The organism is Duganella sp. SG902, assembly GCF_013376005.1.
In the GTDB taxonomy this organism is placed as follows: Bacteria; Pseudomonadota; Gammaproteobacteria; order Burkholderiales; family Burkholderiaceae_D; genus Rugamonas.
In genome coordinates this window covers 17,493-31,610 of the sequence record NZ_JABMJK010000009.1, presented here as the reverse complement: position 1 = coordinate 31,610, position 14,118 = coordinate 17,493, and the positions used below count along the sequence as shown (strand labels likewise).

The 14,118-nt window shown below is 65.1% G+C and carries 10 protein-coding genes and 1 tRNA gene; 6 read left to right on the top strand and 5 right to left on the bottom strand.

The genetic code is table 11. The features are described 5' to 3' along the window. The 4 genes from FHW83_RS19005 to FHW83_RS18990 are packed head-to-tail and all read left to right on the top strand — an operon-like array spanning nucleotide 1 to nucleotide 8,146. Nucleotides 1–3,762 carry a multiheme c-type cytochrome gene (locus FHW83_RS19005; protein WP_176647918.1) on the top strand — a complete coding sequence of 1,254 codons (3,762 nt, stop codon included), beginning with the start codon at nucleotides 1–3 and terminating at the stop codon, nucleotides 3,760–3,762. Further along, on the top strand, nucleotides 3,759–5,120 hold the full coding sequence (locus FHW83_RS19000; protein ID WP_176647917.1) for a multiheme c-type cytochrome: 1,362 nt from the start codon (nucleotides 3,759–3,761) through the stop codon (nucleotides 5,118–5,120). Before FHW83_RS19005 ends, FHW83_RS19000 begins: the two co-directional genes overlap by 4 nt. Before the next feature lie 2 nt (nucleotides 5,121–5,122). Next, on the top strand, nucleotides 5,123–7,552 hold the full coding sequence (locus FHW83_RS18995; RefSeq protein ID WP_176647916.1) for a cyclic nucleotide-binding domain-containing protein: 2,430 nt from the start codon (nucleotides 5,123–5,125) through the stop codon (nucleotides 7,550–7,552). Nucleotides 7,553–7,609: 57 nt separating this feature from the next. After that, complete coding sequence (locus FHW83_RS18990) at nucleotides 7,610–8,146, top strand: DUF2058 domain-containing protein (protein ID WP_218106353.1); 537 nt, start codon at nucleotides 7,610–7,612, stop codon at nucleotides 8,144–8,146. Between the two features lie 7 nt (nucleotides 8,147–8,153). Here the strand turns inward: FHW83_RS18990 and FHW83_RS18985 are convergent, their stop codons facing one another. The 5 genes from FHW83_RS18985 to FHW83_RS18965 all read right to left on the bottom strand — a co-directional run bounded on the left by FHW83_RS18985 (nucleotide 8,154) and on the right by FHW83_RS18965 (nucleotide 12,052). Next, nucleotides 8,154–8,648 (bottom strand): CAP domain-containing protein, encoded by a 495-nt coding sequence (locus FHW83_RS18985; RefSeq protein WP_176647915.1) that lies wholly within the window; start codon nucleotides 8,646–8,648, stop codon nucleotides 8,154–8,156. Nucleotides 8,649–8,724: 76 nt separating this feature from the next. Further along, nucleotides 8,725–9,186, bottom strand: a complete 462-nt coding sequence (locus FHW83_RS18980) for an outer membrane beta-barrel protein (RefSeq protein ID WP_176647914.1) — start codon at nucleotides 9,184–9,186, stop codon at nucleotides 8,725–8,727. 5 nt (nucleotides 9,187–9,191) lie between these two features. After that, complete coding sequence (locus FHW83_RS18975; protein WP_176647913.1) at nucleotides 9,192–11,225, bottom strand: sugar nucleotide-binding protein; 2,034 nt, start codon at nucleotides 11,223–11,225, stop codon at nucleotides 9,192–9,194. A gap of 132 nt (nucleotides 11,226–11,357) precedes the next feature. Continuing rightward, a complete protein-coding gene (locus tag FHW83_RS18970) occupies nucleotides 11,358–11,825 on the bottom strand; it encodes a DUF2846 domain-containing protein (protein WP_176647912.1) in 468 nt (155 codons plus the stop codon). A 151-nt stretch (nucleotides 11,826–11,976) separates the two neighbouring features. Then, nucleotides 11,977–12,052, bottom strand: a tRNA-Phe gene (locus tag FHW83_RS18965). A 77-nt stretch (nucleotides 12,053–12,129) separates the two neighbouring features. On the opposite strand from FHW83_RS18965, the gene FHW83_RS18960 reads away from it, so the two are divergent. Both FHW83_RS18960 and FHW83_RS18955 read left to right on the top strand, forming a co-directional pair. After that, complete coding sequence (locus tag FHW83_RS18960) at nucleotides 12,130–13,350, top strand: FAD-dependent monooxygenase (protein ID WP_176647911.1); 1,221 nt, start codon at nucleotides 12,130–12,132, stop codon at nucleotides 13,348–13,350. 21 nt (nucleotides 13,351–13,371) lie between these two features. Further along, nucleotides 13,372–14,100: a DsbC family protein gene (locus FHW83_RS18955; protein ID WP_176647910.1), complete on the top strand. Its 729-nt coding sequence runs from the start codon at nucleotides 13,372–13,374 to the stop codon at nucleotides 14,098–14,100. The last annotated feature ends 18 nt before the right edge of the window (nucleotides 14,101–14,118 follow it).

Here is a 14,118-nt window from a genome sequence, read left to right as displayed (position 1 = left end):
ATGAAGGCGTTTAAACACATCCTCGCACTGGCGCTGCTGCTGATGGCGGCTGCGGCGGTATCGCTGGTGAGCGCCAATTCCACGGCGGTGCTGACGCTGCGCGACTACATCATGGCGCCTGCCGCCCCCGCCGCGCAAAGCGAACAGCAGGCCGACGCCAAATCGTCCGGTTGCCTGAGCTGCCACACCGTCACCGACCGTCACACCATGCACGCCAATCCCGGCGTGGTGCTGGGCTGCACCGACTGCCACGGCGGCAATGCCTCCGTCATCGGCGAAGGAAAGCCGGACAGCCCGGCCTACCGCTCGGCGCTGGACGCCGCGCACATCCTGCCGCGCAACGAGAAGTACTGGAAGTACCCGTCGTCCGCCAATCCACAAGGTTCCTACGCCAAGCTGAATCAGGAGCATCCAGCCTACATCCGCTTCATCAATCCGGGCGACCTGCGCGTGGCGCGCGACGCATGCGGCGCCTGCCACCTGCCCATCATCCAGGCGCAGGAACGCAGCCTGATGGCGACGTCCGCCATGCTGTGGGGCGGCGCCAGCTACAACAACGGCATCCTGCCTTATAAACGCTACATCCTCGGCGAGTCGTACACGCCGGAAGGCGCGGCGGCGGCCATCGTCAATCCGCTGCGCGTGGATAACCAGCTGTTTGTGGAGAAGGGCATCCTCGATCGCCTGTATCCACTGCCGGCGTGGGAGACCATCGCACCGGCCGACGTGTTCCGCGTGTTCGAGCGCGGCGGCCGCGTGATCAGCAGCGCATTCCCGGAAATCGGTCTGCCGAACAGCTCCGGCACACTGCAAAAGCTGGATGAACCGGGCCGTCCCGACATACACCAGTCCAACCGCGGTCCGGGCACCGGCGGCCGTATCGCCGTCCCGGCCATCAACATCACCAAGACGCGCCTGAACGATCCGCACCTGTGGTTCCTCGGGACGAACGAGCAGCCGGGCGATTATCGCTCCTCCGGTTGCACCGCCTGCCATACCATCTACGCCAACGACCGCGACCCGCTGCACTCCGGCCCTTACGCGGCGGCCGGCAACAGCGGCATGACCAGGACGGCCGATCCAACGATTCCGAAGAACGAGCCGGGCCATCCGATCAAGCACGAATTCACGCGCGCGATTCCCTCATCGCAGTGCATGACCTGCCATATGCACCAGCCGAACATTTTCGTGAACTCGTTCTACGGCTACACCATGTGGGACTACGAATCGGACGCGCCGGCCATGTGGCCAAAGAAGCAGAAGTACCCGACCGACGCCGAGATCCGCGCCATCCAGTCGCGCAATCCGGAAGAAGCGGCCACGCGCGGCAACTGGAGCGATCCGGAATTCCTGAAGAATGTCTCCAAGCTGAATCCAACGCTGAAGGATACGCAGTTCGCCGACTACCACGGCCACGGCTGGAATTTCCGCGCCATCTACAAGCGTGACCGCAAGGGTGCGCTGCTGGATGCCAAGGGCAATATCATCGACGATAACGACCCGGATAAATTCAAGAAGACCGTGCACCTGGCTTCCATCCACATGGAGAAGGGCATGCAGTGCGTGGACTGCCACTTCTCGCAGGACGCGCATAGCAATGGCCATATCTATGGTGAAGTGGCGGCGGCGATCGAGGTCGATTGCGTGGATTGCCACGGCAGCGCCACCAAATATCCGACCTTGCGCACCAGCGGTCCGGCGGCCAAACCGGGCGGCATGGATATGTCGCTGCTGAAAACGCAGGATGGCCGCCAGCGTTTCGAGTGGCGCGAAGGCCGCTTGTATCAGCGCGCCGCCACCGATCCGAAAAAGGAATGGGAAGTCAGCCTGGTGAAGGATTCGGTCAATCCGGCCAACCCGCACTACAACGAGAAAGCCGCGCGCGCCAAGTTGATGAGCGCCGGCCCGGAAGGCCAGCAAGGCAAGTGGGGGCCGGGCGTCGGCAAGCTGGCGCACGACAACGACAAGATGAGCTGCCACAGCTGCCACCTGTCGTGGACCACCAGCTGCGCCGGCTGCCACTTGCCAATCCAGGCCAACTGGAAGACGGAACGCCTGCACTACGAGGGCGGCGAAACGCGCAACTACGCTTCGTACAACCCGCAGGTGGCGCGCGACGACATGTTCCAGCTGGGCGTGGCCGGTCCGGTCAAGGGATCGAAGATCACGCCGGTGCGTTCCAGCTCCGCGCTGGTGCTGTCGTCGGTGAACTCGAACCGCGAGAAGATCTACATCCAGCAGCCGCCGATCGCCGCCAGCGGCTTCTCGTCGCAGGCGTTTGCGCCACACTATCCGCACACCGAGCGCAAGGAGGAGACCAAGACCTGCTCCGATTGCCACGTTTCCAGGGCCAATGACAACAACGCCATCATGGCGCAGTTGCTGCTGCAAGGGACCAACTTCGTCAACTTCGTCGGCTACAACGCCTGGATCGGCGAAGCGGGCCACGTGGAGGCGGCCACCGTCACCGAGTGGGACGAGCCGCAGGCGGTGAAGGGCAGCTATCTGCAACGCTACGCGTATCCGGACTGGTACGAGCAGCACAAGGCGCGTCAGATGGAGCTGACCGAAACGCACTCGCATCCGACCGAGGGCGCGGCCAACTGCCTGCAACTGCGCGGCGAGTACCTGTTCACCGCCGAAGGCAAGGGCGGTTTGCGCGTGTACGATGTTGCCAGCATCGCCAACAAGGGCGTGTCGCAGCGTATCGTCACCGCGCCGTATTCGCCGCTGGGACAAAACACGCAGGTGCCGTCCAGGAACGCCACCTGCATGGCGCTGCCGACCAACCAGCCGATCGCGCCGACCCGCAATCAGGGCGACTTGATGCGCGTGACGAACCAGGAGCAGCCGTTCCACCCGATCTATCATTACGCCGCCATCAGCGATGCGCAGGAGGGCCTGATTCTGGTGAACGTGGACACGCTGGCCGACGGCGAGGCGCGCAACAACTTCCTCAAGCGTGCGCTAACATGGAATCCGAACGGCCTGCTGAACGGCGCGCAGCACATTGTGCTGGGCGGGCATATCGCCTACATCGCCGCCGACGCCGGCATGGTGATCGTTGATCTGGACGATCCGCTCAAGCCGCGCCATCTGGCCACCATTCCGCTGGACGGCGCGCGCGCCTCGGCGCTGCAGTTCCGCTACCTGTTCGTGACCGACCGGAGCGGCCTGCGCGTGGTCGACGTGACGCTGCCGGCCAAGCCGGCGCTGCTGCCGGGTCGCGTGGCGCTGGACGATGCGCGCAAAGTCTACGTGGCGCGCACTTACGCCTACGTCGCGGCGGGCAAGCAAGGCCTGGCCATCATCGATGTCGAGAAGCCGGCGGAGCCGAAGGTCTATCAGATGTTCAACGCCGACGGCAAGCTGAATGACGCGCGCGATGTGATTGTCGGCTCCACCAACGCCTCGCTGTTCGGCTACGTGGCCGACGGCGCCAATGGCCTCAAGGTGCTGCAGTTGACGGCGCCGGACACGCAGCCGCGTTTCTACGGTTTCTCGCCGGAGCCCAAGCCGCAGCTGATCGCATGGAGCCACACCCGCACGCCGGCGCTGGCGCTGTCCAAAGGCCTGGACCGCGACCGCGCGGTCGACGAGACGGGCGGCCAGATCGCGGTGTTCGGCCGCATCGGCTCGCGCCCGTTCAACGCCGCCGAAATGGCTAAACTGTATTTAAAGCCTGACGCGCAAGTCTGGACTGTGAGCGATCAGGGTGTGCCCGGCGACTATGTGCCGCGCGCGCAGAAAGGAAAGAAATGAAACGGATCCTGTCCGCCTGCCTGATGCTGGCCTGCGGGCTGGTGCTGGCCGCCAGTTCCAGCACTTCGCCAGTGCTGCCCAACGCGTCGCCACACCAGTCGGTCGGCACCGTCAATTGCGCCAGCAGCACCTGCCACGGCGCGGTGGCGCCGTGGACCGGCTCCACCGTGCAGCAGAACGAATACACCACCTGGCTGCGGCTCGACAAGCATGCCAAGGCGTATGCCGTGCTGCTGAACGCACAGTCGCGCTCCATCGCCGCCAAGCTGGGGCTCAAGCAGGGCGCGGAGAATGCGCAGGAATGCCTGGACTGCCACGCCCACACGCCGCCGCCGGCGCTGCGCGGCGAGCGCCACATGCTGTCCGACGGCGTCGGGTGCGAGGCCTGCCACGGCCCGGCCGACAAGTGGATCCGCTCGCACACCGCGCCCGGCGCCACCCATGCGGACAACGTCGCCAAGGGCATGTACCCGACCGAGAAACCGGTGGAGCAGGCGAGGTTGTGCCTGTCCTGCCACGTCGGCGACAACAGCCGCTTCGTTTCGCATCGCATCATGGGCGCGGGCCACCCGCGCCTGAGCTTTGAGCTGGACACCTTCGCCCAACTGGCGCCGGCCCACTACAAAATCGATGACGACTGGCGCAAGCGCAAGGGCGATTACGACAGCGTGCGCCTGTGGGCCATCGGCCAGGCGCTGGCGTCGAAGAACCAGCTGGACGCGTTGACCGATCCTAAGCGCGGGCGTGATGGCCTGTTCCCGGAACTGGCGCTGTTCGATTGCCACGCCTGCCATCACCCGATGAGCGAGAGGAAGTGGACGCCGCGCCTGGGCGTGGGCCCGGGCCGCATGCGCCTCAACGACAGCAATCTGCTGATGCTGCGCGCCATCGTGCGCGCCACCGACCCCGCAGGCGCCAACGCCTTCAGCGCGCAAGTCGCGCAACTGCACCAGGCGGTGGCGGGCAATAGCGCCGCCGGCGTCGCCGGCCGCGGCGCCGGTCCGCTGGCGCTGGCCTCGGCGCTGTCGATCACCATCCAACGCTATATCGACAAGCTGGAACAGCAGCGCTTCACGCCGCTGATGCAGCGCGCGGTGCTGCTAGGCCTGATCGATGAGGCCAAACGCCAGCAGTTCTCCGACTACGCCGGCGCCGAGCAGGCCTACATGGCCATCTCCAGCCTGTCGTCGTCGCTGGCGAAGCAGGGCGCGCTGGGCGGCGCGGCCGGCGTGGCCGAGATGAACCGCAAGCTGGCCGCGCTGCGCGTGTCGCTGGCCAACGAGGATGCGTTCAAGCCGGACGTTTTTGCGAACGGCCTGCAAGGCCTGTCGCGCACCATTTCACTGCAGGCGAATTAATCATGGACGCTACTGAACTGTACGAGATCGTTATCGTCGGCTCTGGGCCGGCCGGCCTGTCGGCCGCCGCCCGCGCCAAGGCGCTGGGCGTGCGCCACGTGCTGTTGGAAGCGCAGCCGCATTTGTCCGACACCATCCACCAGTACCAGAAGGGCAAGCACGTGATGGCCGAACCGGGCATCCTGCCGCTGCGCAGCGACCTGAGTTTCAGCGCCGGCAAGCGCGAGGCCCTGCTGTCCACCTGGAACGAGGAGATGGGACAGCAGGCCGTCAACGTGGTGCATGGCCAGCGCGTCTCCGCCATCGTGCGCGACGCCGACACTGGTGTCTTCACGTTGACCAGCCAGGGCAACGGGGGGAACGCCAGCACCTGGCGCGCGAAGCATGTGATCCTGGCCATCGGCCTGCAGGGGAATATCCGCAAGCTGGGCGTGCCGGGCGAGGATTTGCCGCAGGTGCAGTACACGCTGTCCGATCCGGACGAATTCTCCGGCGAGACCATCGTGGTGGTCGGCGCCGGCGATGCCGGTATCGAGAACGCGCTGGCGCTGGCCGAGAAGAACACGGTCTACATCCTGAACCGCCAGGAGGAATTCGCCACCTGCAAAGAGGGCAACCGCGTGCTGATCACGGCGGCGGAAAAGAGCGGCAAGATCAAGGTGCGCTACAGCGCCACCACTAAATACATCGAACCGGCCAGCGACACGCCGCTGCTGTTTGTCTTCAACGGCAAGCACGGCGAGGAGTTGGTGCACGCGCACCGCGTGATCGCCCGCCTGGGCGCGACGCCGCCGCGCAAGCTGATCGAAAGCTTCGGTGTGGTGTTCCCGAACGCGAATCCGGCCGCCACGCCGGCGCTGTCGGATTCCTACGAGTCCAACGTGCCGGGCCTGTACATCGTCGGCGCGCTGGGTGGTTACCCGCTGATCAAACAGGCCATGAATCAGGGCTACGAGGTGGTGCAAACCATCGTCGGCAAGCCGGTGCAGCCGGTCGATGAAGCGCTGCTGCGTGAAAAACTGGTGCCGTGGCGCCCGGGCGTGCAGGTGGCGAAGGTCATCAATGAAATCAAGGCTGGCGTCCCGCTGTTTAGCCACGTCACTACGCTGCAGCTGCGCGAGTTCATGCTGGACTCCACCCTGCTCACACCGCGCAAAGATGACATCATCTTCCGCAAGTTCGACTACACCAACACCTTCTACTCGATTTTGGAAGGCACGGTGGGAATCGAGTTGACCGGCAATGATGGCAAGGTGCGCCAGATCAAGCTGGAAAAGGGCCAGTATTTCGGCGAGATGGGCCTGATCTCCGGCCGCCGCCGTACCGCCACTGTCCGCGCCGGCGCCGATTGCGTGTTGATGGAAACGCCGCGCCGCACCATGCTCAAGCTGATCGCGTCGGTGGACGACGTGCGCAAGCGCATGGACATGGTCTTCGTGCGCAACGCGATCTACAACTATCTCGGCAATATGCTGTCGCGCACCGCCATCGATGCGCTGGTGGCCGGCGGCGTCACGGTCAGGCGTTACGAGGCCAAGCAGACGCTGTTCAAGGAGGGCGACCCGGCGGACGGCATGTACCTGATCCGCCGCGGCTCGGTCACGGTGTCGCGCAAGGACGAGGTGCGCGGAGGTGAGCGCATCCTGTCGTACGTCGCCGCCGGTAACTACGTCGGCGAGATGGCGCTGCTGCGCGATGCGCCGCGCAGCGCCACGGTGACGGCCACGGTGCTGACCGAGGCGCTGGTGCTGGACGCGGAAACCGTGCGCGATCAGTTGATCGCCAATCCCAGCTGGCGCAAATCGGTCGAGGACCAGGTCATCTCGCGCACCGAGCAGAATGTCCTGCTGGAGCACACCAAGAGCCGCGACGGCGAGTTGATGCAGTTCCTGCTGGGGCAGGGCGTGGGCGAGGCCTCGGATGTCCTGCTGATCAACGAGACCATGTGCATCCAGTGTAATAACTGCGAGACCGCCTGCGCGGAAACGCACAATGGCACCTCGCGCTTGAAGCGCGCCCTGGGGCCGACCTTTGCCAACATCCACCTGCCGACCGCCTGCCGCCACTGCGAGAACCCGCACTGCATGAAGGACTGTCCGCCGGACGCCATCGGCCGTTCGCTGCAAGGGGAGGTGTTCATCAGCGACGCCTGCATCGGTTGCGGCAACTGCGAGCGCAATTGTCCGTATGGCGTGATCCAGATGGCGGTGGACAAGCCGCCCAAGCGCGGCGGCGGCCTTTCGTGGCTGCTGTTCGGCCTTGGTGCATCGCCCGGCGAGCGTCAGGCCGACTACGACCCGGCGGTGCAGAAAAAGGCCGTCAAATGCGACTTGTGCAAGGACTTGAAGGGCGGGCCGTCCTGCGTGCGCGCCTGCCCGACCGGCGCCGCCATCCGCATCTCGCCGGAGAAGTTTTTCAAGAGTCAGATGTGATCGCGCCGGTTCCGCATGATGTTATGCTATCGCCTTCGTTTATAAGGAGTTAGCATCATGGGACTAGCGGATCAGTTATTAAAAGCCGGCTTGGTCGACAAGAGCAAAGTCAAGGTCGCCCACCAGAACAAGAGCAAGCAGCAGAAGGACAACCGCCGCGCTGGCGTGGAAACCGTGGACGAGGCCAAGCTGGCCGCGCAGGAGCTGCAGCGCCTGAACGCCGAGAAGGCGCGCCAGGCCAACGCCGAGCGCGACGCCGCCGCCCAGCAAAAAGCCATCGCCGCGCAGATCACGCAGATGGTGCGGCAGAATAAGCAGGACAAGGGCCGGAACGGCGACGTCGCCTACAACTTCACCTTCGGCACCAAGATCGAACGCATCTACGTCACGGCGGCCGTGCGCGAGCACATCGTGGCCGGCCGTCTGGTGATCGTGGGCGAGGGCGGCGGCTACGAGCTGGTGCCGCGCGTGATCGCGGACAAGATCGCGGAGCGCAATCCGGAGATCGTGGTGCGCGTCAAGCAAGCCAGCACCGAGGTGGACGAGGACGACCCGTACGCCGACTTCAAGATCCCTGATGACCTGATGTGGTAAGCCGCCGCTAGCGCGGCCTGCCCAGCACCTGCGTCCAGTAGATCACGCCGTCGCGGCCGTCCTGTGTGCGGCTGGCGGCGGCACCCATCTCCGTGAATTCGCGGTCCATGATGTTGGTGCAGTGGGCCGTGCTGGCCAGCCATGTGGCCAGCACCTCCTGCGGCGTCCACTGGCCGTAGGCGATGTTCTCGCCGATGCGCGTCCAGTAGTAGCCCGCGCGCTGGCTGCGCTCCCGCACCGTACCGCCATCGCTGCTCGCATGATCGAGCTTGCCGCGCGACGCCATGTCGGCGCTGTGTTCCTGCGCCGCCGCGGCCAGTTGCTGGTTCCAGCGCAGCGGAGGGGCGGGCGGATAGGCCGCGCCGCCGCAGACGTAGCCGCTGGCGCGGGCCTGGTTTACACCGTCTAGTATGGACAGTCCGGCTTCCTGCCCCTCCGGCCGCGCGTCCTGCGCGTTGGCGGCGGCGACCAGGAATGCAAGCAGCGAGGGCAGCTGGGACATGGCGACTCCTGATCGGGGAAGCAACGGGATCAGTCATCTTGTCACAGCGCCGCCGCCGGCGCAACCGGCTTGTGGCTTAGAAGTAGTAGTTGGCGGAGATGCCGACGTGGTTGGCCTTCACGTCCTCGTAGCCGGACTTCTTGAAGGTCTCGTTCACGTAGCGCATTTTCATGCCGAAGCTCGGGGTCCAGAAGTATTCCGCTTCCAGCACGCCGCTGACGGCGTTGTCGAACTTGACGTTCAGGCCCGCGGCCGCGCCGCTGCTGCTCAATTTGGCGCCGCTGGTGTAACGCACGCCGGCGCCGATGCGCCATTGGTTGTTCAGGTGGTAGTAGCCCAGCACTTCCACCGGGAAGCGCTTGAACTTGATGCTGCCGTTGTCGGCGTTGGTGTCGTCCACGTGGAAGTTCAGCGTGCCCTGGATCGAGAATTCCGGGCTGACGCGGTAATCCGCGCCGGCGGTGAAATAGACGCCGCCGCCGGCCTTGATGTCCTGGGACTTGCCGTTGGTGTAGCGCGCGGTGGCGAGGTCGTGCAATTAATTCATGGCTGGCTGGCCAAAAAGCGTTGTATTGCATCCTCAAGTGGTGGCAGCAACTGGCCGCGCTCGCTGCCCAGCGTGGCGCGGCCGCCACCGCCGGGGTTGCTCAAGTGCCAGAGGCCGGATTCGCGGTCGATCAGCAGGTCGAGGCAGGCATGGGCCAGATCGGGCAGGTAGGTGGGCGAGGCCGCCAGGTCGCCGGCCGCCAGGCCCGGCGGATCGCCGGGGCCGAACAGCGCGCTGGTGCGCACCAGCAGCGCGGCCGGATACATGGCCAGCACGCGCCGCTCGGCCTCGGCCTTGTTGCGGCCATGCGCGCCGGACGGGGTGACCGGGTCGCTCTCCACGTAGGGCCGGTCGCGCGCGCCATCAAACACCTGGTCGCTGGAAAAGCTCAGCAGCCCGATGCCATGCCGCGCGCAGGCCGCCGCCAGGATCACCGGGCCCTGCACGTTGTCGCGCTGGCAGCGCTCGGCGTCGTAGTCGCTGCCTGGGCGCGGCACGTAACCGCCGGCGTTGACGATGGCCCACGGCCGGTAGCGGCAAATGGCCGCCTCCACCGCCGCCGGGTTGGCGATGTCCATCTCCTGCCGCGTGAGCGGTAGGCAGGCCAGGTGGCGTTCGGCGCACAGGCGGGCGAAGGTGCGGCCCAACGCGCCGCTGGCGCCGGCGATCAGCAGCGGTTGTGCCGTGCCGGCGGATGGCAGCAGGTCGTGCCAGGGATCGGCGTCCTCGATGTGACTGGCCGGATAGAGCAGGCGTTGCGGACGGCGCCACCAGCCATGGCCCTGCAGGACCGGGCTCGAGGGCGGCCGCCCGCTGGCCAGCTCCCGCATCAGCGTGGCCAGCGCGGTGGCGCGCGGTTCCGGGCCGCGCAGGTCGTACGGCCCGGTTTCGTAATAGCCCTTGCACTCGGTGACCAGGCAGTTCCAGTCGAAGGAGCCCAGCAGCGACCACACGGTCACGGCGCGCACGTCGATGTCGCGCCGCCGCGCCTGCTGGGCGGCGTGCCATATCTCGGCCAGCCAGCGCAGATGGTCTTCGCGCGGCGCGTCGATGTGGGCCTCGGTGACCGCCAGCGGCAGCCGGTAGCGGCGCCAGGCTTCCTCCAGCAGCGGCCCGATGCCGGGGCGCGGCGTGGCCAGCGCGCGCGCGGCCACGATGTCGGCGTAGCCCTCGGCGCCCACCTCGCCGGGCGCGTAGTGTTCGGCGCGATGGTCGAGCCAGCGCTCGCTGGTGATGTAGTAGTTGACGCCGATGATGTCGGGCGGGCAGGGATGCTCGGCAAACCAGCGCAGTTCCGCGACGCTGGCGCCATGTTCGAGCAGATAGGCCCACAGCGCGTGGCCGGGCACGACCATGCCGCACAGCAGGTCCCAAGGCAGCCAGCGGCGCTGGTTGTAGAACGCGGCGGTGTGCGCCAGTGGCGGCGTGCTGTAGGTTTTGCCGAGATCGTCGGTCTGGATCAGCTTGGCGGCGGGATTGATCTTGCGGATCGCCTGCATCGACAGCGCCACGCCGCGGCACTGGTTGAGCAAGGCGCGCACAAAGCTGCGGTCGCTTTGCTCGTGCGGATACCACAGGCCGTACAGGCCGGAAAAGCGCGCCGTGGTGCAGGGTTCGTTGACGGGCGTGTAGTACTCCAGCCAGGGATAGCGCCGGGCGACGGCGCCGGCGTATGCCGCCAGTTGTTCGGCGAAGCCGGGATCGACCAGGCTGGTGTGACGCGGGCCGCTGCCGTGGTGCACCAGGCCGGCGATCGGCGTGATGCCGAGCGCGCGCAACGCCGGCAGGCGCTCGTCGGGCCAGGACCAGTTGGCCCGCTCCAGGCCGTCCGGCGCGATCAATTCCCACAACACGGGGTAGCGCAGGGCGGTGATGCCCAGCGCGGCAAAGCGGTCGAGGTCGGAAATACGCTTGTCGTGGCCGTTTTGTTCCATCTGGCTGAAGTAGCGGTCACGCACGCGGTTGACGGTGGCTTCCAGTCCGCCCCACAGTTCCAGCGGCGGCGTATGGTCGTCGGTCGTTTTGCTCATCTTGGATGGTCTGCTGGTCGAACAAGCGTCCAGTATGGCCAAAAAAAGCATGCTCCAGCGCAGCGTTGCCACAGAAACAAGAACGCCAACCCGAAGGTTGGCGTTTTTACCTGGGCTAGACCAAGGTGGCGCTTATTTTGCTCCGCTGCACTTGCCGGCGACAGCCATTTCCAGCGGGGCGATATCGGCCTTGCCCTGTTGCTCCGTTACGAGCTCGACACCGGCTCCGCCGACCAATACGCCCATTTTAATGTACTGGCGTACGAAGTAATTTTTTCCAGACTCGACGCTCAGTTTCAAATCATTGGGAGAGAACTCGGACTCGGTGGAAACAGTGATGCTTTTTCCGCCATCAACTTGGGTGTAGAAAAACACATCCGGCGCGCTTTCGCCCAGGCACTTGCCATCAACCCAGATATCCTTCTTCAGAGCCTTGCCGACAAAGCTATTCCGATAAACATAGAGGCCGGCGTTATTTGCGCCAGCAGGGGCGGCGAATTGCTTCGCTTTAGCGGAATCTTCTTTGGGGGCCATGTTCACGGAGGCGCAACCGGTGAGCAGGACGCCGGCGGCGACGACGAGGAGAGGAATGAATTTCATTGTAATTACCCTAGTGGTGGTGTTAATTGTGTAGTCCATTTGGAATTATCCATTTGGTAACGACATACTATTTTAAATATATCGATACGGCAATTAACATTTATTCTGGGCAAATAAAAAAGCCACCCGAAGGTGGCTTTTTCTGAATTCTTGGTGGCCCGGGGCGGAATCGAACCACCGACACAAGGATTTTCAATCCTCTGCTCTACCAACTGAGCTACCAGGCCAAGGTGCAGAATTATAGCATGTCGAGCGCAAAGTGCAAGGGGCAATTTCCATTTCCCACAAACGCTATAATGGCCGGATGAACAAGCCCATCTCTCCCGCCGCGCTGCGCGTGACCGAAAGCGATATTTGCATAGTTGGCAATGGCGCGATTGCCAAGACCGCGGCGCTGGGCCTGGCCCAGGCCGGCCTGAGCGTGACCTTGCTGGGGCCGCCGGCGCCGCCACCGATGCCGCCGTCGGCCGATCAGGGGTGGGACGCGCGCGTCTACGCGCTCAATCACACCGCCCACCATCTGCTGTCGTCCCTCCGCGTCTGGGATGCGCTGGACCACGCCCGCGTGGCGCCGGTCGACGCCATGATCGTGCAGGGCGACGGCCCGCACGCCGGCGGCCTGGCTTTCGACGCCTACGGCGCCCACGCCAGCACGCTGACCTGGATCCTGGAGGACCGCAATCTGAATCAGGCGCTGGACGCCGCGCTGCGGTTCGCCCAGAACGTGAAGATGGTGACCGGCCGCGCCACCGGCCTGCTGCGCGCCGACGACAGCGCCAGCGTGCATCTGGACGATGGCGGCAGCATCAAGGCCGCGCTGGTGGTCGGCGCCGACGGCGCCCAGTCGTGGGTGCGCGGCCAGTGCGACATCGGCCTCGATTACCGCAGCTACAACCAGTGCGCGGTGGTCACCAACTTTGAATGCGAGCTGCCGCACCACGGCGCGGCCTATCAGTGGTTCACCGGCGCCGAGGGCATCGTGGCCTTGTTGCCGCTGCCCGGCAACAAGGTGTCGCTGGTGTGGTCGGCGCCCGAGCAGCTGGCCGACACCTTGCGCGCCGAATCGGCACAGCAGATCGCCGACCGCCTGGCGGTCTACGCCCGCGAGAAGCTTGGCGCGCTGACGCCGCTGCAACCGGAGCTGGTGCGCGACTTCCCGTTGCGGCTGATGCGCCCGCATAGCATGATCGCGCCGCGCGTGGCGCTGGTCGGCGACGCCGCCCACGTGGTGCATCCGCTGGCCGGACATGGCATGAACCTGGGCTTCGCCGACGTGGCGCAATTGATCAAGACCCTGTCCGAAAGGGAGGCGCAGCGCGGCATCGGCGACGACCGCGTGCTGGCCCGGTACGAGCGCGCGCGCAAGGAGGATGTGCTGCTGATGCAGCTCACCACCGACGGTCTGGCGCGCCTGTTCGAGACCGATATCGAGCCTCTGCGCGCGGTTCGTAATTTCGGATTAAACTTGTTGGATAAATTACCTGTGCTGAAGCGCCGCCTCATCTCTCACGCGATGGGCAAGTAATCAGTCGTTACCGGAGAAGTCATGAGAAAGAGTAAAGCCGTTTTGCTGTCGCTGTCCGTGTTGATGGCATCCTGCGTCGGCGCGCAAAACCCGCCCAGCACGGAGGCCATCAAGAAGCTGATCGAGCCGCGCCTGGGTGAGAACGTGAAGGTCGATTCGGTCAAGGAAACCCCGTACAGTGGCCTGTATGAAGTACGCATCGGCAGCGACATCCTGTACACCGACAAAACCGCCACCTATCTGATTAATGGTCATATCTTCAACCTGACCACCGGCGCCGACCTGACGCGCGAGCGCATCGACGAAATCTCCAAGATCAAATTCTCCGACCTGCCGCTGGATAAGGCCATCAAGACCGTCAAGGGCGACGGCTCGCGCGTGATCGCGGTGTTCGAGGACCCGAACTGCGGCTACTGCAAGCGCCTGCGTCAGACCACGCTGAAGGAAACCGACAACGTCACCATCTACACCTTCATGTACAACATCCTGTCGGATGATTCGTTCACCAAGTCGAAGAACATCTGGTGCGCGGCCGACCGCAGCAAGGCGTGGGATGACTGGATGGTCGGCGGCAAGGCCGCGCCGGCGGCGGGCGCCTCGTGCGTAGCGCCGAACGACGAGGTGCTGGCGCTGGGCCGCAAGCTGGGCGTGTCCGGCACGCCGGCCATCTTCTTTGCCGACGGCTCCCGCATTCCGGGCGCGATCGACGCCAAGACGCTGGAGGCGAAACTCAACAAGGTTAAGCAGTAATTTGGTGGCACATAAAAC

What these genes read in the sequence shown, in the direction of transcription:
- FHW83_RS19005 (WP_176647918.1), top strand. Translation starts at nt 1, where the DNA reads ATGAAGGCGTTTAAACACATCCTCGCACTGGCGCTGCTGCTGATGGCG.
- FHW83_RS19000 (WP_176647917.1), top strand. Translation starts at nt 3,759, where the DNA reads ATGAAACGGATCCTGTCCGCCTGCCTGATGCTGGCCTGCGGGCTGGTG.
- FHW83_RS18995 (WP_176647916.1), top strand. Translation starts at nt 5,123, where the DNA reads ATGGACGCTACTGAACTGTACGAGATCGTTATCGTCGGCTCTGGGCCG.
- FHW83_RS18990 (WP_218106353.1), top strand. Translation starts at nt 7,610, where the DNA reads ATGGGACTAGCGGATCAGTTATTAAAAGCCGGCTTGGTCGACAAGAGC.
- FHW83_RS18985 (WP_176647915.1), bottom strand. Translation starts at nt 8,648, where the DNA reads ATGTCCCAGCTGCCCTCGCTGCTTGCATTCCTGGTCGCCGCCGCCAAC.
- FHW83_RS18975 (WP_176647913.1), bottom strand. Translation starts at nt 11,225, where the DNA reads ATGAGCAAAACGACCGACGACCATACGCCGCCGCTGGAACTGTGGGGC.
- FHW83_RS18970 (WP_176647912.1), bottom strand. Translation starts at nt 11,825, where the DNA reads ATGAAATTCATTCCTCTCCTCGTCGTCGCCGCCGGCGTCCTGCTCACC.
- FHW83_RS18960 (WP_176647911.1), top strand. Translation starts at nt 12,130, where the DNA reads ATGAACAAGCCCATCTCTCCCGCCGCGCTGCGCGTGACCGAAAGCGAT.
- FHW83_RS18955 (WP_176647910.1), top strand. Translation starts at nt 13,372, where the DNA reads ATGAGAAAGAGTAAAGCCGTTTTGCTGTCGCTGTCCGTGTTGATGGCA.